A 22,468-nucleotide genomic window follows, 5' to 3' on the forward strand; every position below is an offset into this window, starting at 1 on the left:
GCTAATGATTTAAGTGAACGGCCTTCTTGGTGAAGTTTAACCAATGAATCTTTGAAATCTTGTGAATAACGAATTGACATAAAAATACTCCTATACTTTCATTTTACGGACTGAATAAAAATAGTCCATTTTTTTAGTATAAGAGCACTCAAAAAGGCTATTAAAAAAGAAGAGTATTATTATATAGTTTCTGGTCATTCTAAACCCACAAAAAATCTTTCTTATAATAATTATATTGATAAATACGAGATATTGAATAAGTCATCAAATTTTACAGAAATTCAATACCATTTTGACACTTTAAAGTCAAAACACTTAAACAATTAACTTGATTTATAAAAATTTGTATTTAAAAATGATATATACCAATTTAAGTTAACATAAGACTGACTATCATAAGTAACGCTATAACAGGATTTCGAAGGTCTGTTTTTTGTTTGTGAAATTGCAAAATTCACAAACTAATTTAAGTACGCATTTTTCTATTTCACAAGCACACATTTTTTACACATTTCACAAGCGACTATGTTTTAGACCAATTGGTATTTTCGTGTATGTGATACTAATTTCGCAAACTGGTTAAGATGATAGCTAGCTTGATTTTGGTGATGCATTTAGTGTTAAAATTTTAAACCCAGATTCTAGGCTATAAGATGCACAGTGTCTGTATCTGATATTTTAAAGCTAATGATTGGTTCTGGGATTTCTTTCTTGAAATTGATTGGATTAGCATTAGATTAGTTGTTGAGCTTATACACAAACAGCCATTTTTTGTATTAGAGCATTATAGAGACGATTGAGCTTTTAACAATAGATTTATCTCACCACTAACGATTAATGCAATCACAGCCAACAGAATACTTTTTGACTAATTCAGTCAAACTATTTTGATCAGACACAACTCCTTAACGAACGTTAATTCAAATTCACTTGAATATTTTTTTAACAGTTTTTTAATTCCGTTCGAAATATTGATTTAAAAGGTGCTTTTTTTTTCGAAACAATAATTATAAATATCCGCTAATTATTTGAGGAAATTTAACCTAAGTAGCGAAACAATTATTGTGTTTAATTGTTAGGTTTACGATTAATTACTGAGGGTTATGATTGCTATTGCGTACGATAATAATTATTTGAAAAAAATGTCAACTCAAGTGCAAGCGCCAAAAAAATGTTGATTTAATTTTTTTTAAGCATATTATTTAACATATCAAAAAGTAAATGGTACACTTTACGCATGGTAATAAATATTTTACCAGTCTCAAAAAGCTAGGAGGATTTAAGATGACAGACAAAGAAATAGATGTTAAAGAGCAGAACAAAAAGAATGATCCAAATTCAACTGATAAAGAAAATGTTTATAATCATGATCCAAAAAATGCTGATTATAAAAAGGCTGATTAATTAAAAGATAAATTATTTGAAGACCATAACTATTAGTTTGGTCTTTTTTACACTTCAAAATAGGAGAAAAAATGGGCAATCAAGAACAATATCTACTTAATGATGGACATTTAATTCCTAAAATAGGTTTAGGAACATTTCAAATTCGTGGATATGAAGGCGTTGAACAAATTTTGACGGCAATCCAATCTGGCTATCGCTTACTCGATACATCAACTAATTATGATAGTGAAGGGGCAGTAGGGGAAGCTATACGGCGTTCTGGTATACCACGTTCACAATTTTTTGTAACTACAAAGTTGCCGGGTAAATATCACCATTTTGATGATGCTCTCAAAATAATAGAAGAATCATTATTACGAATGGGATTAAGCTACGTTGACTTATATCTCATTCACTGGCCATTGCCAAAACGTGATAATTATGTGGAAGCTTGGCAAGCTTTGATTGAGGCTAAAAAACGTGGGTTCGTAAGATCAATTGGTGTATCTAATTTCGAAGAAGAACATTTGGAAAAAATTATAAAAGCCACTGGCGTTACACCGGCTGTTAACCAAAACGAAATTCATCCTTATTGGCCACAGGAGAATCTAGTTAAAACTAACCAAAAATATGGCATTTTAACTGAAGCTTGGAGTCCTTTAGGACGTGGTAGCCATGAACTTGAGGAACCTGTAATCAAAGAATTGGCTGTAAAGTATGGTAAAAATACTGGTCAAATAATATTGAGATGGCAATTAGATCGAGGCATTCTGCCAATTGCTAAAGCAGTTTCTCCTGAACATCAAAGAAAGAATATAGATCTTTTTGATTTTTCACTTGCATCTGAAGAAATCAAACAAATAACCGCCTTAGAAAAAACAGATGGTAGAGTGGATAATCAAGATCCAAATGAGTATGAGGAATTTGAATAATTTCCCGAATTTTCACTTTTAACTTTAAAGAATGAAAGGCTAGTTATGTCACAAACAATACTAATTACAGGAGCAGGTTCAGGATTTGGGGAAGGTATTGCATTCAAACTTGCTGAACTAACTGACTTGAGTGTTATTGCAACTACAGAAAATTATGCTCAAATTTTTCGGTTAGAACAAAAAGCCAAAGAGCTAAAGCTTTCAAATATATTCTTTGAAAAATTAGATGTGACACTCAGTGACGACCGCGAAAAAGTTCTAGAATGGGATGTGGACATTTTACTTAATAATGCCGGTGTTAGTGAAGGAGGGTCAGTACTAGACATTCCTGTTTCCGCAATCGAGAGACAGTTTCAAACTAACGTGGTGGGGCCTGTTGCCTTAACGCAAATAGCTGCAAGGGGAATGTTAAAGCGCAAGAGCGGAAGAATCATTTTTATGTCCTCTGTTGCAGGTTTGACAGTTGATCCATTTTCTGGGGCTTACTCTGCCTCAAAGCATGCAGTGGAAGCTTTCGCGGAAGCGTTGTACAAGGAAACTAGACCGTTTAATATTGATGTCATCACTATCAATCCGGGTCCTTTCCTAACAGGTTTTAATGACCGGATGTTTGAAACTTACCGTGGATGGGGCACTGCTGTTGCATCCCGAGTATTTGATTATCAAGAGTTAAACTTTCCGCACGAACAATATGACCCACAAATTGTAATTAACGAAACCGTGAAAATTATTTTGGATGAAAATCCAAAATACAGAAATGTTTTACCCAAGTCAATTGAGGGTGAACAACGTAAACAACTTGATTCTATCTGGAATCGTCAAGCCAAAGACGGAATAGGTCAAGAAAACAACTTGGTCATCACGGCAAAAAAGATTCACAAGGAGACACCAAAGAAATAAGTTTTGTATAAGGCCGTTTATTATCTGAATAATATTGACTATTGACCAGGCCAAGTTAAGACACTTGGTCTTTTTTTAGTTAGTGGATTACTGATTTTGTGTGGGATGTTTTAATTGATATTTGCTAAACCAATGAATGTTTACATAACACGTCTTAATTAAACATTTTTTTGATGTATTGGACTGTTCTAGCGGAAATGCTGAATGCTTCTGCTGTAGATCTAACAGTGTGGGGTTTGAGAATATTCAAAAATGGGTGTATTACGACTATCTTTTTGTCTCTTTGGTCTACCCTCTTTATAATTAGGATTATGTTGTTTTGCAAAAATTTTACCAGCCTGTGTACGCTCAATGATCATATCGCGTTCCATTTCTGCAACTGATAGCAAAGTTCTGACAATCATACGACCCATTGGGGTGTTATCAATGGTACCTAAGTTTAACACTTTAATCATAATTTTTTCTTTAAGGAGATCATCTATTAAATTTAATGCTTCACGTGTATTTCGAGCAAAGCGATCTAGTTTGGTGACGATCAATGTGTCATTAGGCTCAATCAGATTGACGAGTTTTTCAAATTGTGGTCGTGATGTTGTTGTACCCGAATATTTTTCACTGAGAATAATTTTAGCTCCGGAATTTTTTAGAGTCTCTTTTTGCTCATTCAAAGATTGTCCAGCAGTAGAAACTCTAGCATATCCATAAACAGTCATATTTCACCTCATAAAGTTGCACAACTAAATTGCATTACACAAATAGAAGTATATCATGCCATTAAAAAAGCGCAAATTACTTAAAAGTATTTTGCGCTTTTTTGTATCATTACATTTTTAACCAATTGGTTGCCAAGAGCAGGGCGCCTTTCTTGGCAGTAGTTTCTGACAAAACGTTTAGCATGACAAAATCATGTGTTACACCTTGGAAACGAGCTTGTGTTACTGGAACACCAGCTTCACGTAGCTTATTTGCATACGCTTCGCCTTCGTCTCGTAATACGTCGGCTTGTGCTGTAATAACTAATGCTTCTGGCAATCCCTTTAAGTCATCTAAGCTAGCTCGTAATGGTGAAGCTGTGATTTCATTACGTTGATTTTCATCTGTTGTGTATTGATCCCAGAACCACTTCATGCCTTCGCGTGTGAGGAAGTATCCTTCGGCAAATTCATGATAAGATTTGGTATCAAAATTAGCATCTGTCACAGGGTAAAAGAGCAATTGTTTGGCAATCTTTGGCCCTTTGCGCTCTTTGGCCAATAATGTAATGGCAGCTGTCATGTTACCACCAACTGAATCTCCCGCTACTGTGATATGATCACCATCAAAATTTTGAACGGCCGCATGGTCTGAAATCCATTCTAATGTGGCATAGATTTCTTCTAATGCGGTTGGATACTTTGCTTCTGGTGAACGGCTATATTCTGGGAAAACAACGGCCGAATTTGCTTCGGTAGCTAATTCACGGATTAAACGATCATGTGTGTGGCTGTTGCCAAACACCCAACCCGCACCATGGATATATAAAATGACTGGCAATGAACCAACTGAATTTTCAGGTCGAACAATCTTAATGTCAACATTATGATCAATTTGACCTGAAATAGACAAACTGTCAATTTCAGCTGCTGGTTTGAGAATATCTCCTGCTTGTGTCTCATCAACACCTTGTCGTCCTTCTTCAACGGGCAACTCGTATAATTGCGCCCCTTGTGCTGCTTCGTCAACAAATTTTTGTGTGACTTGTTCTAGTACTACTTTTTTGTCAGCCATGGTATTCTCCTTTTAGCTTTGAGCAATTAAATTGTGCACAACCCTTTGGGTGTGAAAATATTGTACCGCGATTGTTTTATGTTGTCAACAATTAAATTGATAACAATAATATTTTGGTTGATTTAATTGGCAGAGGGTCTATAATGGAGAATAACTAAAGCTATTAAAAGAGGCTATTAACTATGACACAACGCTCCCAAAATTTTGTCTCACTCAATGATCATCTTTGTTTTTCTATTTATACAACTTCTAGAGCGATCCAAAGAATGTATCGTCCGTTACTAGATGATCTTAATTTAACCTATCCACAGTATTTAACACTTGTGGCTTTGTGGGAAAATGGTCCACAAACTGTCTCCCAACTGGGGAATAAACTAGATTTAGATTCTGGGACATTAACTCCAATGTTAAAGCGCATGGAAAAAGCAAATCTTATCGTTCGTCATCGTGATGTAATGGATGAACGCGTTGTTTTGGTTGAATTGACTGAAAAGGGGAAAAGGATGCAAGCAGATTCAGCAATTATTCCCCAAACATTATTAGAAAAATCAGGATTGGATTCAGATGAATGGCACACTTTGAATAAGACAATGAAAAAACTTATGGTTCACGTTTCTGAATAAGGATTAAAAGTGTTTGGTCAATTTAATCCTACAGACTTCCTTTTTTTTCAGAACGGGAATTCCAATAAGTGTTAGTGTTTTGATCATTGATTTTATACTAAATAGTGTACTAACAAAATGAAATCAATATATTTTTTATAGCAAAAAGCAGACCTTGATATAACGGGTCTGTTTTTTTTAATTTAACGCAAATTATTTAAAAGTTTTCTGCGCTTTTTGACGATTTGTGTACTATAAAATAAAATAATAACGAATGAAAATATAGTTTACATCTAGATAATTATGGCTTCAAATTTCAGCATTTAGAGGTTGTTATTGTGTATAATGATGTTACACAAACTAAAATACTGGTGTTTAAAAATGAAAAAAATCTATTTTTTATGTACAGGAAATTCTTGTCGGAGTCAAATGGCTGAAGGATATGCCAGAAGCATACTATCACCCGATAATTTTGAGGTTGAGAGTGCGGGTGTTGAGACTCATGGACTAAACGCAAATGCAGTTACAGTTATGGCTGAAGACGGAGTGGATATTAGTAACCACTATTCTAAATTAATTGATCTTGATTATTTTAATGCTGCAGATTTAATCATTACTTTATGTGGCGATGCCAAGGATAAATGTCCCATGCTTCCTCCGCAATCCCAAAGCTTGCACTGGCCTTTAAGCGATCCAGCGCAAGCAACAGGAACTGTAGAAGAACAACTACAAGAGTTTCGTAAAGTTCGTGATGAGATTAAAAAATTAATTACAGGGTTGAATGATTACTTTCATTGATGACAAAAAAGAGCGACACAACGTGACAGTTATGTCGCTCTTTTACTATGATATGAGTATGGTATTTTACATAACATTTGCTATTTAAAGTAACGCAGAGACAGGCTTTCAAGAGCCTGTTTTTTGTTTGTGAAATTGCAGAATTCACAAGCTAATTTAATTGCGCATTTTTCTATTTCACAAGCACACATTTTTGAGCCATTTCACAAGCAGCTTTGTTTTAGACCAATTGACATATTCTAGAAATAACAGACCATTTACAAAAAATTGGAATGATGGTGCCACGATTTGTTTTTAGTAAATTGTCGATCATATGTTTGTAGAACTAATAGAAACGTTTGATAAGCGTATTATGTTTCAATAAAAGATGTTTCATGAAGCAGAAATTTTTTTTAGAAATTCAAAAGCAATTAACTAGTCATGATTGACATTATGTTTTTATTTATTGAGTAAAATACTCACAAACATTTTGCGCCAGATTGGTCCGACACCTAAATTTAACAGTTAATTATCATGACAAAACTTATAGTCATTCGGCTAGCTATCACTTAACAAGTATTTCAATACTTTATTTCTCTTGATCCAGCTAGAATTTATATTATTAATATGTTATTATAGACACTAATTAGAAAACGAAAGGTATATTCATGGCACACGTTCAATCACAATGGGTTAGTCGCGTACACTCGATTTTGTACGTATTGATACACCAAGGGGTGGAGTCTGTCAATCTTCGTAAAATTGAACGTTTTTAATAACCTAAATTAAGAGAACCATTAATTAATGGCTGCCTCATTTTGGGGCAGTTTTTTTGTGGTTAAAGGATCAATCATGAATATACTAGATTTAAATCAAATATCGCAGAGCTTTGCTGGAAACGATATTCTACGTGACATTACTTTTACTGTTTCAGAACAAGACAAAGTTGCCATCGTCGGACGTAATGGGAGTGGTAAATCGACACTTTTAAAAATTATTGCACAAGAAAATCAACCCCAAAAAGGGACACTTTCATTTCAAAAAAATACAAAAATTGCTTATGTTGGACAACGTCTCAATGACGTCAAACATAAAACAGTGCTCAATATATTAAAAAATGGATTTCCATCATTGGTAATGATGGAAAAGGCAATAGCACGACTTGAAAAAAGAATGGCAGCAGGCGAAATACTCTCTGAAAAGGATTATGAGCGCTATGGTAATCTGTTAGATGACTTTCAAGTATCTGGTGGTTATGAAATGACATCGAAAATAGAGTCCATAGCTAACGGATTGGGAATAGGTGATTTGTTATCACAAGAATGGCAAACTTTAAGTGGCGGGCAGAGAACTAAGACAAAATTAGCATTATCACTCGTTCAATCATCCAATTTATTAATCTTGGATGAACCCACGAATCATTTGGACTTAAAAACAACTGATTGGCTAATTGACTATATCCGAAATTATAAAGGGGCTGTCATTGTAGTCTCCCATGATCGTCATTTTATCGACCAAATCGTAACGCGAGTTATTGAAATTGAAGACGGAAGCTCGTCCCTGTATGAGGGAAACTACTCTTTTTATGTGGCAGAAAAACAAGTCAGAATTGAAAAAGCATTTCAAAAGTATAGTGACCAGCAAGATCGTATCAAAAAAATGAAGCAAAGTATTCATCAATTAAAAGAGTGGGCGCATATTTATAACAATGAAAAATTTGCTTCTAGAGCTCGAAGCATGCAAAAGGCTTTAGATAAACTTGAAATTATTCAACGACCAAACTTAACAGAAAAAAATATGACAATGAATTTATCAGCAGCTGATCAATCTAGTAAAATTGTTTTTGAGGTTAAAGGGGTTTCATATAATTTGAGTACGCAACCACTTTTAAAAAATATTGACTTAACAGTGACACGAGGTAATCGTGTTGCAATTTTAGGCGATAATGGTGTTGGTAAAAGCACTCTACTGAAAATTTTACTTGGACTGAAACAGCCTACCACTGGAGTTGTTCATACAGGACCCAATCTTTCAATTGGATATTTTTCACAATTTGAAGCAGAGTTAGAACCACAAAAAACAGTTCTTGAATCATATATCAAACAAGTACCAATGAGTGAAGCAGATGCCAGATATCAACTTTCAAAGTTTTTGTTTTATAAAGAAGATGTTTTCAAAAAAGTAAAATCCTTATCAGGTGGAGAACGTAAGAGGCTACGCTGGGCACAAATTATCGGTCAACATCCAAATGTGATTGTCTTAGATGAACCAACAAATGACTTGGACATTGGGTCTATTGAAATGCTAGAGGATACGTTAGATGATTATGAAGGAACAGTGCTTGCTGTTTCGCATGACAGGTACTTTGTTAATAACCACTTCGATATTCATTATGTTTTGGAAAATAAGCAACTTGTTAAGACAATATATAAGTTATAAGGGTAACGGATGGATGGAAAATAAAAATACAGAAAAACAATAATGGTACAACATCTACAAAAAAATTTACAGCTAAACTAGGAACATGGGGCAAACAATTCACTGATGAATTATTAATTGTCTTTCAAACATTTAAAGTTGTTGGTTAAGTAAGAATTCAGGAACCTTATTGGTCATCATGGCTCCTAAATATTTTGAGCCATGATGAGTTAAATTCTAGAAAAATGACTTTTATGTATAGAAGTGATTGTTTGGTTGATAATCAAATTAAGTGCATATACTAACAATTAACAGGAGGTTAAGTTACTATGCAAACAAAAACAGGTAAGTTGTTTGATACTGTAAGCAAGACAATAGATAAACATTATCCCAAAGGTTGGGGTGGAGCGGCTGGTGTGTTATTAGAAAACGGCGATATTTTAACTAGTATTTCGCCTGAATTCCCAAATGCAGCATCAAGTGTTTGTATGGAGCTAGGTAGTTATATTCAAGCAGCTACTTTAGGACAGAAAATTACACATACACTTTGTTTGGTAAGAGAAAATGAACATGATAGTTTAACGGTTCTTACCCCTTGTGGTATTTGTCAAGAAAGATTAAATTTCTGGGGAAATACAATACAATGTGGCATCGGTATTTTAAAAAATGGTGAAGTCCAATATATGCCGCTTGCTGATTTACAACCTTTTCATTGGAGTAGAGTTTATCAATAAACGCATTGGAATATAAATAAATTGAATATTTAAAGTGAAGCAATGCAACTGTATAGTGGCATTGTTTTTTAAAAAATTATATTAGATAAGCTTAATTAACGAATTTGTTTTCAGTTTCTACCATGTATATAAATAATTAATTCTTGGAATTTACCATTAACATAATTTCAGAAGAAAAAAATCAAATTTCTTGAAATACTGAACTTTAATGTTATGAGCTAAATAGAAATAGTGCATTTTTCTAGTATAAGAGCAGACATCTGTCCGTATTTTAAGTACGCTTACTTGGCACTGTTTTGGTTGACGCCGTTCGCGAGCGCGTCAAAATTATTTACGTGAATATTTGGACAGAATAGTGATTAACATCTTCTCTTCCGAGGTCAACAGATGGTTTTTTCTAAATGCAATGCTACCAACAAACTTCGGCTGATGATCGTCCTTTATCGATAATGTGATGATGTCTGGCGTTGTTGGCTTAACAATATCGGCTAACAAAGCGATCCCGAGATTTTCCGAAATCATATTCATTAAAAAGTTAATATCGGACGTTTTCATAAAAAATTTTGGTCTGATATTACCTGTACTAGCAAAATAGGCCATAGCTCGATTATGAATAAAACTAGAATCGAGACCAACAAAGTGTTCGGATTTTAAATCAGAAAAAGATAAACTTTCCTTCTGAGAAAGTGGGTTTTTACTAGAGACGTATATTTTAAAATCGGCTTGAACGAAAGGTTCTTGCAATAACTCATTAGTAACGTCACTATCCAATGAGCCTAATAATGCAATGTCAACATCGCCATCTATTAATGACCGTTTTAATACATTAGATCCAGCTTCAAAAATGTGCATGTTTTGGATATTAAATTGCTTATCAAATTCTTTACTAGCAACTGCAATTTTAGCAAAATAGGCACTCTTTAGCATTGGTGGTAGACCAATGGTTGTACTATGTGATTTTAAGTGATTTAGTTCATGCAGGGCAGTTTCTATCTCCGTCGTAATCGAATGGGTGTGTTTGTATAATTGTTCACCTGCTGGGGTGAATTTTAGTTCATTTTGTGAGTTTCCTCTTATAACCAACTTACTTTGGAAGTGAGATTCTAAGCGCTTTAAAGCAGTGCTAATAGATGGCTGGCTAACATTAAATGTTTGGGCGACTTTGGTAAAACTTTTTTTTGTATATAATTCATTAAAGTATTTGAAATCTTCTGTTTTCATTAGAAACCCCTTTATATCAATGACAATCGTGATGTGTATAAAATAAATTTATAGTAAATAGCTAGTTTGACTATAAAACAATTGACCGTGTATAGTCAAATATGTTGTTAATTAAAATACAAAATTTTTGGAGGAAATAACATGACTACAACAGGGTATAGCATTTTGCGTAATCCATTTTTAAATAAGGGAACGGCATTTTCTGCAGCTGAGCGTGAGCAATTGGGCTTAACTGGCACATTACCAAGTCAAGTACAAACGATTGAAGAACAAGCAGAACAAGCTTACAAACAATTTCAGGCGAAAAGTCCTTTACTTGAAAAAAGAATATTTCTTATGAATTTGTTTAATGAAAACGTGACATTGTTCTATCACTTGATGGATCAACATGTTTCAGAATTCATGCCAATTGTTTATGATCCTATTGTCGCAGAGTCTATTGAACAATATAATGAAATTTACACTAGTCCTCAAAATGCAGCATTTTTGTCAATCGATAATCCAGAAAATATTGAAAGTACATTGAAAAATGTCGCTGACGGTAGAGATATAAAGCTAGTTGTTGTGACTGATGCTGAAGGTATATTAGGCATGGGAGATTGGGGTGTCAATGGTGTTGATATTGCGGTTGGTAAATTGATGGTTTACACAGCAGCTGCTGGAATAGATCCAGCAACAGTATTACCAGTAAGTATTGATGCAGGTACGAACAACGAAACGCTATTGGAAAATCCTTTGTATTTAGGAAACAAACATGAGCGTATTGCTGGTGAAAAGTATCTTGAATTCATAGATAAGTTTGTGACTGCTGAACAAAAATTGTTCCCAGAATCATTATTGCATTGGGAAGATTTTGGACGTTCAAATGCACAAGTAATTTTGGATAAATATAAAGACGGCATTGCCACATTTAACGATGATATTCAAGGAACCGGAATGATTGTTTTGGCAGGAATATTCGGTGCTCTAAACATATCGAAAGAAAAACTAGTTGATCAAAGATTCCTAACGTTCGGTGCCGGAACAGCTGGCATGGGAATTGTTAATCAGATTTTTTCAGAATTAAAACAAGCTGGGCTATCCGACGCCGAGGCTCGTAGTCATTTCTATCTTGTGGATAAGCAAGGCTTGTTATTTGATGACACTGAAGGTTTAACTGAAGCGCAAAAGCCGTTCACGCGTTCACGAAAAGAATTTGTTAACTCTGAAGGATTAGATAATTTGGAAGCAGTGGTCAATGAGATACATCCCACAGTTCTAATTGGCACCTCAACACAGCCAGGCACATTTACGGAAGCGATTGTAAAATCGATGGCACAAAATACAGAACGCCCAATTATTTTTCCTTTGTCAAATCCAACAAAACTAGCTGAAGCAACTGCAGAAAACTTAATTAAATGGACTGATGGGAAAGCTTTGATAGCAACTGGTATTCCTGCAGACAATGTTGCCTACAACGGAGTGACATATAAAATAGGACAGGGCAATAACGCGTTGATTTATCCTGGGTTAGGCTTTGGTCTTGTTGCCTCAACGGCTAAATTGTTAACACAGGAAACGATCTCGGCTGCTATTCATGCACTGGGTGGTCTAGTGGATGCTGATGAACCAGGAGCAGCTGTATTGCCACCAGTTTCAAATCTTACTGAGTTCTCACAAAAGATTGCTGAGATTACAGCTCAAAGTGTTGTGAACCAAGGGCTTAATCGTGAAAAAATTGCCGATCCAAAGCAAGCCGTACAAGATGCCAAATGGTCTGCGGAGTACTAATTAGGATTTAAATAATATGACAAAAATAAAAATCAGTGGTGTCAGCTTGCCGTTGTATATTTTGATGCTGGTCATACTTGGTGTCACAATTTCACTCAACAAGTTGCCACTTAATATGCTTGGTTTGACCTTGTTGTTGGTTCTACTTGGTCATCTATTCTACTACATTGGCAACATTTTACCAGTTTTTAAATCATATCTTGGTGGTGGATCCGTTTTCACCATTTTCGCCTCAGCTGCTCTAGCAACAAGTGGCATCATACCTACAAACGTTGTAAATGCTACTAAGACATTTTTAAATGACCAAGGGTTACTAGACTTTTATATCGCCGCCTTAATCGTTGGTGCGATTCTAGGAATGAATCGCAATTTATTGCTTAAAGCGGCTGTCAGATTTATCCCAGTATCATTAGCAGCGATGGTTATAGGATTTTTTGCTGTTGGTCTGGTTGGCATGTTACTAGGACTTGGCTTCGGGCATTCCGTGATGTTTGTTTCTATGCCAATGATGGCAGGTGGTATAGGTGCTGGAGCGGTGCCACTTTCGCACATTTATGCTCAAGGTTTAGGTGTTAGTTCCGCCTCAATGTTTTCTCAACTAATACCTGCCGTTACTTTGGGGAATGTTCTTGCCGTTATTGGTGCAGCATTAATTGCAAAAGTTGGAGCAAACACAAAATACGATGGACATGGAGTTTTACTACCAATCAATGAGGACGAGAAAAGTAAACCAATAAAGAATCTAGACGTTACTCGTATTGGAGTTGGCATGATGCTAACATTTTCATTCTTCTTGGTTGGCACTATTCTAAATAGTTTTGTTCCAAAAATTCACGCTTACGCTTTTATTATTATCTTAGTTATTATCGCTAAGGCTTTTAATTTGATTCCGGATCAGCTTGAAGAGTCAGTAGTCATGTTTAACAAAATTATAATGGGTAACTTGACACACGCAGTATTGGCTGGCATAGGTTTGGCGTTAATTGACTTGAATGTATTGGAACAATCATTGACTTGGAAATTTGTTCTTCTCACGCTTACGAGTGTCGTTGTAATGGGTGTTGCGAGTGCCGTGATTGGAAAGCTATTTGGGCTTTATCCTGTTGAGTCTGCGATTGCTGCAGGAATGGCGGACAATAGTATGGGCGGCACAGGCAATGTGGCGGTATTATCTGCTTCAAATCGAATGGATATGATTGCTTTTGCTCAAATGGGAAATCGAATGGGGGGCGCAATCGTTCTAATTTTGGGAGGAGTATTAATTCATTTTTTGCACTGAAATACCATAATTAAAAATTATATATAAAATAGCCTCTTCAGCAAGAGGCAATACTCTTAATCGTAATGAAAATTACGATTTTTTTTTATATTTAATGTTGTGTGCGAAGGATTAAATCAACATTTAGATATCTAAGAACAAAAAAATTGGTAGCTTCTTTAAAGAGTTAGACGACACTATTGAACTTCGTTATTTTATGTTAGATTTGCTCAAAGAACAGAAAATGGTTTCAAAGCGGTTAAGAATAAGGTTTCCAAAAAAACTTTCACAAAGTCTTTGGAAGCCTTATTTTAATACCTGTTTTATAAAATTTCACAAGTGTATGAGTTTTAGACCAATTGCTATTTTAGGGTGTGTTATACTAGTTACAGCAATCAAGTTAAGACGGTGGCTATCCTGAATGGAGGTGGTGCTTATGGTGTAAACACTATAATCTCACATTCTAGGAAAGGAGAGGCCTTGTGTCCATATCGGACGCGCTACTGGTCATGTTTGCCTTTGGTGGATTCATCATAAGCATTCTGACTTTTGTAGTTTTGTTAATCGAAAAAATTAGCAAAAAAAAATGACTGTCTTAACTTTGAGCGGTTAACAGTCATCAACTGATTGTAGCATGGTCACCGTCGAAACGGGATTGCTAGGAGTCGTAGTTAGCGCTACGGCTCTTTTCTATGCCTTTATTATAGCATAGCTTTTGCTTTTGTCACAAATTTAATGTTTTGTTCGCTTGCTTAAACGAACGCTTGTTCGTATAATGAATTATACACAATTGTTTTTGGAGGTTGCTGATGGAAAAAGCAATCATAACTGAATATGATTATAGCAAAGAAAAGCGTGGCGTGTTTTTTTTAATTGATTCAAAAAGTTTCTATGCCAGTGTTGAAAATGTTGAGCGAGGCTTTAATCCATTAAAGGGTGATTTAGTCGTGATGTCTGAACAAGCAAATACTAATGGTGGTTTAGTCCTAGCGGCCTCACCAACAGCTAAGAAGGACTTAGGCATTAGTAATGTGATGCGCCAGCGTGATTTACCTGATGTGCATGACTTGTTTATCGCACACCCTAGGATGAATAATTATATTGCTGAAAACCTAAAAATCAATAATATTTATCGTCAATACACCGATGATATCAACTTGCTGCCATACTCGATTGATGAGTCTATTTTAGACGTAACCCACTCTTGGCGGTTGTTTGGTAAAACGCCTGAGGAAGTAGCTTTTAAAATTCAAAAGCAAGTTAGAGCGGAAACAGGTGTCTATTTAACAGTTGGTATTGGTGACACGCCTGTGCTCGCAAAAATAGCCTTAGATATTGAAGCGAAACACACTAGAAACCTGACAGGTATTTGGCACTATGAAGATGTGCCGACAAAATTATGGCCAATAACGAAACTGGATGATGTCTGGAGTATCGGTGCCCGTACGGCACACAAACTTGAAGTGATGGGTATCCATTCAATGTACGATTTAGCGCATCAGGACCCTTATCAATTTAGAGCCAAACTGGGATTGGTTGGCGAGCAATTGTTTGCCTTATCTTGGGGCATTGATCGTACAGATATGACTGAGGTGGTCGTGCCTAAAAACAAATCATACAGTAATTCTCAGGTATTACCGCGTGATTATAAAAGAAAAGAAGAGATTGAGATTGTTGTTCGTGAAATGGCTGATCAAGTGGCTACCAGGATTAGAGCACATAAGAAACAAACTTGTTTGGTTAGCATGTTCATCGGGTATTCTTTTGCCGAAAGTGAACGCCAGGGAAGTCATGGTTTTAGAAAGCAACAAAGGATTGATCCAACTAATGATACCCGAAAATTAATGGCTATTATGGTGGCTTTGTTTGAAAAGCATTGGCAGGGTGAAGTGATTCGTAATATTGGGATTGATTATGGCGGCTTAATTGAGGACACCGGCGTGCAGCTTGACCTCTTTGAGCAACCAGAAAGATCAATTAAATCCAACAAAATTGATCAAGTTGTTGATGAAATTCGAAAACGGTTTGGTACCACAGCCTTGATGCGGGCAATGTCCAAAGAAAAAGGCGGTACGGCGATTAACCGTGCCAGCCTGGTTGGTGGTCATAACGGAGGTAACAGCTATGAGTGATGCAGAATTTAGTAAGATGATTAACAATTACTTTCAAAACGACTACCGCGAGCGTGGTAAGGTGAAGTGGAATGGCTATTTCCTGTCGGACCATACCTCAGCTTTAAAGCGTGAAGCACAAGCAAAAAATGCCGTACCTGTTAAATTACCAATGATGTCCTTAACGGCTTGTCAAAATATCTTGCGTCATGCCTCAGCGAATTATGAATTTGTGACGGTACAACAAAATATTGAGGACACGGACGGTCACTTAGTACCTAACCTAACAGGTTTGGTCGATGGTTTTTCTGATTTGGGTGTATATGTGCAAGAGACCTATATTGCATTTGAAAATATTAGAGCGGTGGTGAAAGAAGAATGAATCAAATTGATGCAGTCATTGTTGATATTAAAAAGATGTTTGCTAAGCAACCTAACACAATCTATGAAGTAAGGGTGGTCGATCAGATATATTCAAAGAAGGTCAATATTTTCTTTGAATACTATAAAATTGGCAAAGCAACACATTCACAACAAATAGCTCGCTTAGATAGTGAGTACAGAGAACAGATACCTGAAATCATTGCTAAAATTCGCAAAGAAACTGGGCTAACAGTTAACACAAATATTTAAAAGCGTTACTCAAAAGATGATATAATACACAAGTAAATGATACCAGTGGCATTTACAACACGCTTAACCATTGGGTACCGAATGTTATAGTTCGGTAAAAGCTCTGATTATTCAGGGCTTTTTATTTTGTTATGAATTGTGATGACGCGGCCAATATATCATTAGTGCTAAGGCAAGTGACAGAATAATTAGCACCAGCATCGCTAAGATACTTTTGATGCCAGAAGCAATAGCTAGACTTATCAAAATAATTAGTGGTAAATAAAAGTACCAATACGAAATCAAATGACCAACAAATAGGATACTCAAATACAGGATGGTGCCAATGATGTGGCCAAATAGCCAAAATAGAAACATTGCTAATAAACATAAACAAAAAATTAACATGATTTTATCCTCCTAATCAGACAGTTGTGTGAGACAAAGTGAAAAAGGATTCTTCATCACTGAGGGATAATTCAATAGATTCTTAATACCAAAATGCGATTGCTTGTGGAAAGTGCAGACATGACAATCAACTGTGGTTGGATAACCATTAATAAAACAATAATCTGAAAACATCTGTGGCAAGATCCGTAATAGCTTTAGTAATTCGATTCATAATTGTTTTCCTTCTTGTAAAATAATTTCTGTAAATAAAATTTATATTGAATAATTATGTCGCGTACGATATAATTATTTCCAGAGGAGTTAGTCATGATTAAAAAAGGACAATTATATGACGAACTGTGTTTATCGATATATAATACAAATCGTTATTTTCATCGCTTGTATGCAGAACTGTTAGGGGGTTATGAGTTATCTTATTTACAATATATGTCATTGCTCATTATCTATAAGAAAGAAAAAGCGAAGTTGATGGATATTGGCGAGGAGTTAGAGTTGTCCAGTAATACATTAACACCCGTTATTGAAAGATTAGTTAATAAAGAGTGGCTCATAAAAGTCCCTAGTGAATTGGATAAACGTGTAAAATATTTAAAAATATCTGAATCGAAACGCCCAGTTTTTGAGCACATACTGTCAGATGTTGCAGTTGTCCGAGATGAACTAGTGGTGGCTAGCGAAAAATCTGTAATTTCAATGATTACCGAAAATGAGTCTTTAAACAAGACATTACGGGCAATGATTTTATCGCACAATAATAAAATAGAGGAGAAAATTAATGACGAATTATGATGTGATTTTTATTGGTAGCGGACATGCAGCATGGCACGGTGCACAAACCTTAGCACGTGAAGGCAAAAAAGTTGCCTTGATAGAAGAAAATAAAGTGGCTGGGACTTGCACAAACTTTGGGTGTAACGCTAAAATTTTATTGGATGGACCAGCAGAACTAATTCATCATTTGCATCACTATCATGGTATAGGTATTAACGATACACCAAATATTATTTGGCCAGAATTGATGGCATATAAGCACCAAGTGATTGACCCATTGTCTGACGGCCTGGCGCGCATGCTTTCGGTAGATGGTATTGACATTATTGCAGGTCACGCTGAGTTTACTGGTCAACAAACATTAATAGTTAATCATGTAGTATATCAAGCAGATAAGTTCGTGATTGCTACAGGTCAAAAGCCCGCAAAATTAGCAATTCCAGGAGCTGAATTGCTACATGATAGCACCGAATTTTTAGAATTGTCTGAAATGCCAAATTCAATTGTGTTTATTGGTGGAGGCTATATCGCAATGGAATTTGCTTCAATTGCTCGCGCTGCTGGCAGTCAAGTAACCGTTATTGAATATGGTGATCATGCATTATCTGGTTTTGATAGAGAATATTCTCAAGAAGTTGTAGAAGATATGATTGATAGGGGCATACATTTTGATTTTGGACAACGTGTATCTCATGTTGCACTTGATGAAAAGCAAAAATATTTGGTCGAGACAGCTCAAGGTAAAAGATATAATGCTGACTATGTGATGGACACAACAGGACGCGTTCCTAACATTGATAATTTAGGTTTGAAGGCAGCGGGTGTTGAATATAATAAGGGTGGTGTTGTTGTTGATGACTATCTTAGAACTTCTAATCCTAATATTTATGCAAGTGGCGATGTCATTGCGAAAGCTATACCACGTCTCACACCCACTGCTACCTTTGAATCACAGTATATTGCAAAAAAATTATCGGGTGATTCAGATCCCATTAAATACCCCGTAGTACCGTCTATTGCGTTTACACTTCCACGACTGGCTCAAGTGGGGATTTCAGTTGATGATGCTAAAAATGATGAAAGATTACGGATTCAGGAAATTCCTTATGGTCAACTCATGCGCTTTCAAACATTGAATGACGTTAAAGCAAAAATTAAGCTTGTAATTGACCAAGACAAAAAATTAGTGGGCGCGTCTCTAATTGGTGATTTCGCGCCAGAGGTTGTTAATGCACTGGTTCCAGTTATTAATAATGAGTATACTTCCCGTGACATACATGGCCAAATTTTTGCCTTTCCAACTCATTCTGGAATTATATTGCCCCTGATTGCCAATTATTTAGCCTAGGAGAGAATTAATGAAAGCAGCGATTATAAAAGAATATGGTGATGTTACACAACTTGAAATTACGAATACCAATAAACCTGTTGTCAATAATGATGAAGTTTTAGTTGAAAACGTGGCTACGAGTATCAATCCCATTGATTACAAAGCACGTCAAGGTCTACTTCAATCAATGTTTAACTGGCAATTTCCAGTAATTTTGGGATGGGATGTAGCTGGTAAGATTGTTGCCATCGGAGATCAAGTAACAGATTTTAATATAGGAGACGAAGTTTTTGCTCGTCCAGATATTGATCCTCTTGGTTTAAACGGGTCCTACGCAGAATATACTGCTGTTAAAGCTGACAAGTTAGCTTTAAAACCTAGCAATATTAATTTTGAACAGGCCGCTGCGGTTCCTTTGGCAGGCTTAACAGCTTTGCAAATGTTGAGGCAACTTAATTTGCAAGCAGGACAAAAAATATTGATTCAAGGTGGTGCAGGAGGAGTCGGGATTTTTGCGATTCAATTAGCCAAACAAATGGGTGCTTTCGTTGCTACTACTGCGAGTGCTAATAACAGTGAATTTGTTGAATCATTGGGCGCTGATTTAGTGATTGACTATCACAGAAATAACATTGATGAAGTACTGTCTAATTATGATGCTGTACTTGATACCGTAGGCGATATTGAACGTGGTGTTAGCATACTGAGGAGCGGCGGACATTTTGTGACAATTTCAAGTTCATTAACTGATGATCAAAAAGCAATATCGGATAAGCACGTCATGGCAGGTTGGTTACAGCCTAATGGTGAGGATTTAGCGTTATTAGCTAACGAAATTGAGAGTAATCATTTGAAAGTCGTACTAGACAGTACTTATCCGTTTACTACCGACGGAATTCAATCTGCCCAAAAGCGTATTGAAACACATCATGCCCGTGGGAAAGTAGTTGTTAAAATAAAAGATAAAGCTTAAATTTTTAAATCACTAAGGAGAAATGTATGATTGGAACTATTTTAGTTATTTTCGTGGCTATCGAGGCCATTGGTATCATGATTTTAGAAATGTTTGGCTCATCGGGCCAGCAGGCTAAAGCATTTGAATTGGAAGAAGCTTTTGTGAAATTACCAGGAGTCAAAACTTTATTAGCAAATCAAGGTATATATAATGGACTTTTTGGCGCCTTGATTATTGGAACAGTTTTGCTTTTGACAGGATCACAACAATTAGTAATGCTAAGGTTAGAAATGCTTTTTGTTCTGCTAGCGGCAGTCTATGGTAGTCTCACTGCAGCCAGAAAAATTATTATTATGCAAGGACTTCCTGCTGTTCTTGCGCTTCTTTTGCTATTTTTTTAATATATGTATTATTTAGAAAATAAATGTAAGATGAATGGAACAATACTCTGAAAAAATGAACTTTGTCATTTATGTACAGTAGCTTAAATTGTAAGTTTAGGATTGATAAATTATAATCGTTCTTTTGACGGTGCAGATAAGATTAAATTATTGATTTATTAACAACGGAGCATTGGCACTTGCTCAGAAGTCAATAAGTTGGACTATTTTTATTCAGTTACTTAGGCAACATTTGAGATACGATTGCGATTATAAAAATTGATATACCAACCAATGGCTGCTTGGACTTGCGTTAATGTTTTGTATGCCTTCAAATACATGTACCGTGCATAATCTAACGTAACAGAGGCTTGTTGATACGTTGGCGCACAAGGGATTACACAGTTTACTAAAAATCCAAAGTCAATAAATTGAAATGAAGTAACGTTTTAGTAATATTCGTTATTTTAAAAGCTCATAAGTCCTGTGTGGGCTTATTTTTTTTGTTTAAAAACAGCCTAAATATTAAGAAGTTGTTAAGAAACCGTCTTTATGACGGTTAATTATTGGTAATAAAATCAATGGAAATTGACAACTAAAACAAGGGAGAAAGAGACAAAATGAAACATTCTTTTGGGTCAATTGTAAAAGCCTATCGGGAACCAAAAAGACTCACACAATTGGAATTAGCTGTGAAATCAAAAGGGGAATTATCAACGGCTACAATTTCAAAAGCTGAAACCGATCCAAGCTATAATCCGAAACTGACAACATTCATCAAGTTTTACAAAATTATGGATGTACCGTTTGAAGAGATTGTTGCGACATTAGAGGGGAATGCTGATGACAAATGACCAAGACACGCACAGGAAAATGGAACGAGTTAGCAGAGATCAGGTTGAAACTAACGAACGATTTTATAAGATTCCAAAAGCATTATTTGAAAATGAATTTTATGCCGAAATGAAACTTGAAACAAAAATGGCTTATGCCATTCTACGTGATCGTTTTCTGTTATCAATTAAAAACAATTGGATTGATAAAAATGGTGACGTCTACTTGATTTACAAGAACAGTGACCTGCAAGCAATCCTCAGTGTTGGTGAGAAAAAAGTCATTAGTTTAAAAAAGGAGCTAGCAATTTTTGGTCTACTTGAGGAAGAACGTCAAGGCTTAAATAAACCAAATAGATTGTACGTTGGCAACATAAATGCTGATATTGAAGTTATCCACAGGGATAATCCCTTGGGGGACAAGGAACTGTCAAAACGACAGGTCCGGAACTGTCAAAATGAAAGGTCAAGAACTTCCAAAACGACAGCTCAAGAACTGTCAAAACGACAGTCAAGTGAGACTGAGAATAGTGAAACTATTTTGAGTGAAACTGAAACCCCTTATTTGGATGAGGATGAAATAAATACTAATAATAATTCAAAAAAATCTCAACAATCATTGATCACAATCGGCAAAATCATTCAAAACAATTCTGAATTAAGAAGTGTAGTCCAAGGTTTGATTCCTGATTTACTTTTGAATGAACCCCAACAAGCAGAAATTGTCGTCCGCGCTCTTGATCGTGGCTATCACTTTTTGACGAACGAACTTGAAAAAAGTAATTCTGTTTTGACTTTGCAAAAGCAATTACAAGGTGAGGTTGCCATAAAACAGTTGCTTTTAAACACTGGTTTCAAACAAGTAGATTACATGCGCGACCATCTGATTGATATCAGTCAATATGGCAATTATTTCGCTAGTGGCCTTGAAAACCGTTTAAAAATCGCTGTCACAACAAGCCAATCGGCATCAGGCTTTTAACTTTAAATTTGAGAGAGGAGAGACAAAATGGCAAACCAATACAACATATTTATTGCAGTAGATTTCTTCAACGCAGATATACTTTTTGTGGCTAATTCATCAGGTGAACTCAGCCGAAAAGTTATCAAAGCAATTGAAAATCATGAATTAGAAAGTGATGGCGCAGTGAGGTGCTCTTATACTAAAAAAATGGACTATTTTTATTCAGTCCGTAAAATGAAAGTATAGGAGTATTTTTATGTCAATTCGTTATTCACAAGATTTCAAAGATTCATTGGTTAAACTTCACCAAGAAGGCCGTTCACTTAAATCATTAGC

22 protein-coding genes and 1 pseudogene are annotated in these 22,468 nt (G+C 35.6%); 19 read left to right on the top strand and 4 right to left on the bottom strand.

Going from position 1 to position 22,468, the window contains the following annotated elements; all coding sequences use genetic code 11:
* Positions 1-1,475 precede the first annotated feature (1,475 nt).
* Both IEU65_RS09955 and IEU65_RS09960 read left to right on the top strand, forming a co-directional pair.
* A complete protein-coding gene (locus IEU65_RS09955; RefSeq protein WP_010296523.1) occupies positions 1,476-2,318 on the top strand; it encodes an aldo/keto reductase in 843 nt (280 codons plus the stop codon).
* A 45-nt stretch (positions 2,319-2,363) separates the two neighbouring features.
* A complete protein-coding gene (locus tag IEU65_RS09960) occupies positions 2,364-3,218 on the top strand; it encodes an SDR family oxidoreductase (RefSeq protein ID WP_010296521.1) in 855 nt (284 codons plus the stop codon).
* Between the two features lie 154 nt (positions 3,219-3,372).
* Here the strand turns inward: IEU65_RS09960 and IEU65_RS09965 are convergent.
* Both IEU65_RS09965 and IEU65_RS09970 read right to left on the bottom strand, forming a co-directional pair.
* Positions 3,373-3,931 (bottom strand): annotated as a pseudogene (locus IEU65_RS09965) (recombinase family protein).
* Positions 3,932-4,040: 109 nt separating this feature from the next.
* Positions 4,041-4,985, bottom strand: coding sequence for an alpha/beta hydrolase (locus tag IEU65_RS09970; protein ID WP_188352249.1), 945 nt, complete (start codon positions 4,983-4,985; stop codon positions 4,041-4,043).
* A 182-nt stretch (positions 4,986-5,167) separates the two neighbouring features.
* Here IEU65_RS09970 and IEU65_RS09975 point away from each other — a divergent pair, with 182 nt between their 5' ends.
* From IEU65_RS09975 to IEU65_RS09990, 4 genes are all read left to right on the top strand, one after another.
* Entirely contained in the window at positions 5,168-5,608 is a 441-nt protein-coding gene (locus IEU65_RS09975) for a MarR family winged helix-turn-helix transcriptional regulator (protein WP_188352250.1), read from the top strand.
* A gap of 360 nt (positions 5,609-5,968) precedes the next feature.
* Positions 5,969-6,385, top strand: coding sequence for an arsenate reductase (thioredoxin) (gene arsC / locus IEU65_RS09980; RefSeq protein ID WP_010296514.1), 417 nt, complete (start codon positions 5,969-5,971; stop codon positions 6,383-6,385).
* Positions 6,386-7,168: 783 nt separating this feature from the next.
* Complete coding sequence (abc-f, locus tag IEU65_RS09985; RefSeq protein ID WP_010296508.1) at positions 7,169-8,803, top strand: ribosomal protection-like ABC-F family protein; 1,635 nt, start codon at positions 7,169-7,171, stop codon at positions 8,801-8,803.
* Between the two features lie 308 nt (positions 8,804-9,111).
* Positions 9,112-9,516, top strand: coding sequence for a cytidine deaminase (locus IEU65_RS09990; protein ID WP_010296504.1), 405 nt, complete (start codon positions 9,112-9,114; stop codon positions 9,514-9,516).
* Between the two features lie 327 nt (positions 9,517-9,843).
* Here the strand turns inward: IEU65_RS09990 and IEU65_RS09995 are convergent, their stop codons facing one another.
* Positions 9,844-10,737, bottom strand: coding sequence for a LysR family transcriptional regulator (locus tag IEU65_RS09995; RefSeq protein WP_010296501.1), 894 nt, complete (start codon positions 10,735-10,737; stop codon positions 9,844-9,846).
* Between the two features lie 141 nt (positions 10,738-10,878).
* On the opposite strand from IEU65_RS09995, the gene IEU65_RS10000 reads away from it, so the two are divergent.
* From IEU65_RS10000 to IEU65_RS10025, 6 genes are all read left to right on the top strand, one after another.
* Positions 10,879-12,507 (top strand): malolactic enzyme, encoded by a 1,629-nt coding sequence (locus IEU65_RS10000; RefSeq protein WP_010296499.1) that lies wholly within the window; start codon positions 10,879-10,881, stop codon positions 12,505-12,507.
* Positions 12,508-12,523: 16 nt separating this feature from the next.
* The gene (locus IEU65_RS10005) at positions 12,524-13,786 is read left to right on the top strand and encodes a 2-hydroxycarboxylate transporter family protein (protein ID WP_010296497.1); all 1,263 of its coding nucleotides are present in this window, start codon (positions 12,524-12,526) and stop codon (positions 13,784-13,786) included.
* Positions 13,787-14,274: 488 nt separating this feature from the next.
* A complete protein-coding gene (locus tag IEU65_RS10010) occupies positions 14,275-14,355 on the top strand; it encodes a putative holin-like toxin (RefSeq protein ID WP_155275059.1) in 81 nt (26 codons plus the stop codon).
* Positions 14,356-14,574: 219 nt separating this feature from the next.
* Positions 14,575-15,897, top strand: coding sequence for a Y-family DNA polymerase (locus tag IEU65_RS10015; RefSeq protein WP_168441549.1), 1,323 nt, complete (start codon positions 14,575-14,577; stop codon positions 15,895-15,897).
* Positions 15,890-16,258 (top strand): hypothetical protein, encoded by a 369-nt coding sequence (locus IEU65_RS10020; RefSeq protein WP_010296492.1) that lies wholly within the window; start codon positions 15,890-15,892, stop codon positions 16,256-16,258. Before IEU65_RS10015 ends, IEU65_RS10020 begins: the two co-directional genes overlap by 8 nt.
* A complete protein-coding gene (locus tag IEU65_RS10025; protein WP_004915898.1) occupies positions 16,255-16,509 on the top strand; it encodes a hypothetical protein in 255 nt (84 codons plus the stop codon). The genes IEU65_RS10020 and IEU65_RS10025 overlap by 4 nt, the downstream gene beginning before the upstream one ends.
* A 129-nt stretch (positions 16,510-16,638) precedes the next feature.
* Here the strand turns inward: IEU65_RS10025 and IEU65_RS10030 are convergent, their stop codons facing one another.
* Positions 16,639-16,896: a hypothetical protein gene (locus IEU65_RS10030; protein ID WP_031941341.1), complete on the bottom strand. Its 258-nt coding sequence runs from the start codon at positions 16,894-16,896 to the stop codon at positions 16,639-16,641.
* Between the two features lie 309 nt (positions 16,897-17,205).
* Here IEU65_RS10030 and IEU65_RS10035 point away from each other — a divergent pair, with 309 nt between their 5' ends.
* The 7 genes from IEU65_RS10035 to IEU65_RS10065 all read left to right on the top strand — a co-directional run bounded on the left by IEU65_RS10035 (position 17,206) and on the right by IEU65_RS10065 (position 22,378).
* Positions 17,206-17,688, top strand: a complete 483-nt coding sequence (locus IEU65_RS10035; protein WP_010294468.1) for a MarR family winged helix-turn-helix transcriptional regulator — start codon at positions 17,206-17,208, stop codon at positions 17,686-17,688.
* Positions 17,675-19,018 (top strand): dihydrolipoyl dehydrogenase family protein, encoded by a 1,344-nt coding sequence (locus tag IEU65_RS10040; RefSeq protein WP_010294465.1) that lies wholly within the window; start codon positions 17,675-17,677, stop codon positions 19,016-19,018. The genes IEU65_RS10035 and IEU65_RS10040 overlap by 14 nt, the downstream gene beginning before the upstream one ends.
* A gap of 10 nt (positions 19,019-19,028) precedes the next feature.
* Positions 19,029-19,973, top strand: a complete 945-nt coding sequence (locus IEU65_RS10045) for an NADP-dependent oxidoreductase (RefSeq protein WP_147651530.1) — start codon at positions 19,029-19,031, stop codon at positions 19,971-19,973.
* A gap of 26 nt (positions 19,974-19,999) precedes the next feature.
* On the top strand, positions 20,000-20,356 hold the full coding sequence (locus tag IEU65_RS10050; protein WP_004915909.1) for a DUF1304 domain-containing protein: 357 nt from the start codon (positions 20,000-20,002) through the stop codon (positions 20,354-20,356).
* Positions 20,357-20,955: 599 nt separating this feature from the next.
* Positions 20,956-21,189, top strand: a complete 234-nt coding sequence (locus tag IEU65_RS10055) for a helix-turn-helix transcriptional regulator (RefSeq protein ID WP_010294462.1) — start codon at positions 20,956-20,958, stop codon at positions 21,187-21,189.
* The gene (locus tag IEU65_RS10060) at positions 21,179-22,150 is read left to right on the top strand and encodes a replication initiator protein A (protein WP_188352252.1); all 972 of its coding nucleotides are present in this window, start codon (positions 21,179-21,181) and stop codon (positions 22,148-22,150) included. The genes IEU65_RS10055 and IEU65_RS10060 overlap by 11 nt, the downstream gene beginning before the upstream one ends.
* A gap of 27 nt (positions 22,151-22,177) precedes the next feature.
* The gene (locus tag IEU65_RS10065; protein WP_168441548.1) at positions 22,178-22,378 is read left to right on the top strand and encodes a hypothetical protein; all 201 of its coding nucleotides are present in this window, start codon (positions 22,178-22,180) and stop codon (positions 22,376-22,378) included.
* Positions 22,379-22,468: the final 90 nt, after the last annotated feature.

This window comes from Leuconostoc pseudomesenteroides KCTC 3652, from assembly GCF_014634745.1.
Lineage (GTDB): Bacteria > Bacillota > Bacilli > Lactobacillales > Lactobacillaceae > Leuconostoc > Leuconostoc pseudomesenteroides.

Coding starts and splice junctions, on each gene's coding strand:
- IEU65_RS10055 (WP_010294462.1), top strand. CDS start 20,956: ATGAAACATTCTTTTGGGTCAATTGTAAAAGCCTATCGGGAACCAAAA.
- IEU65_RS10065 (WP_168441548.1), top strand. CDS start 22,178: ATGGCAAACCAATACAACATATTTATTGCAGTAGATTTCTTCAACGCA.
- abc-f (WP_010296508.1), top strand. CDS start 7,169: ATGGCTGCCTCATTTTGGGGCAGTTTTTTTGTGGTTAAAGGATCAATC.
- IEU65_RS09955 (WP_010296523.1), top strand. CDS start 1,476: ATGGGCAATCAAGAACAATATCTACTTAATGATGGACATTTAATTCCT.
- IEU65_RS10030 (WP_031941341.1), bottom strand. CDS start 16,896: ATGTTAATTTTTTGTTTATGTTTATTAGCAATGTTTCTATTTTGGCTA.
- IEU65_RS10000 (WP_010296499.1), top strand. CDS start 10,879: ATGACTACAACAGGGTATAGCATTTTGCGTAATCCATTTTTAAATAAG.
- arsC (WP_010296514.1), top strand. CDS start 5,969: ATGAAAAAAATCTATTTTTTATGTACAGGAAATTCTTGTCGGAGTCAA.
- IEU65_RS10015 (WP_168441549.1), top strand. CDS start 14,575: ATGGAAAAAGCAATCATAACTGAATATGATTATAGCAAAGAAAAGCGT.
- IEU65_RS10025 (WP_004915898.1), top strand. CDS start 16,255: ATGAATCAAATTGATGCAGTCATTGTTGATATTAAAAAGATGTTTGCT.
- IEU65_RS10060 (WP_188352252.1), top strand. CDS start 21,179: ATGACAAATGACCAAGACACGCACAGGAAAATGGAACGAGTTAGCAGA.
- IEU65_RS09990 (WP_010296504.1), top strand. CDS start 9,112: ATGCAAACAAAAACAGGTAAGTTGTTTGATACTGTAAGCAAGACAATA.
- IEU65_RS09975 (WP_188352250.1), top strand. CDS start 5,168: ATGACACAACGCTCCCAAAATTTTGTCTCACTCAATGATCATCTTTGT.
- IEU65_RS09995 (WP_010296501.1), bottom strand. CDS start 10,737: ATGAAAACAGAAGATTTCAAATACTTTAATGAATTATATACAAAAAAA.
- IEU65_RS10020 (WP_010296492.1), top strand. CDS start 15,890: ATGAGTGATGCAGAATTTAGTAAGATGATTAACAATTACTTTCAAAAC.
- IEU65_RS10050 (WP_004915909.1), top strand. CDS start 20,000: ATGATTGGAACTATTTTAGTTATTTTCGTGGCTATCGAGGCCATTGGT.
- IEU65_RS09960 (WP_010296521.1), top strand. CDS start 2,364: ATGTCACAAACAATACTAATTACAGGAGCAGGTTCAGGATTTGGGGAA.
- IEU65_RS09970 (WP_188352249.1), bottom strand. CDS start 4,985: ATGGCTGACAAAAAAGTAGTACTAGAACAAGTCACACAAAAATTTGTT.
- IEU65_RS10040 (WP_010294465.1), top strand. CDS start 17,675: ATGACGAATTATGATGTGATTTTTATTGGTAGCGGACATGCAGCATGG.
- IEU65_RS10010 (WP_155275059.1), top strand. CDS start 14,275: ATGTTTGCCTTTGGTGGATTCATCATAAGCATTCTGACTTTTGTAGTT.
- IEU65_RS10005 (WP_010296497.1), top strand. CDS start 12,524: ATGACAAAAATAAAAATCAGTGGTGTCAGCTTGCCGTTGTATATTTTG.
- IEU65_RS10035 (WP_010294468.1), top strand. CDS start 17,206: ATGATTAAAAAAGGACAATTATATGACGAACTGTGTTTATCGATATAT.
- IEU65_RS10045 (WP_147651530.1), top strand. CDS start 19,029: ATGAAAGCAGCGATTATAAAAGAATATGGTGATGTTACACAACTTGAA.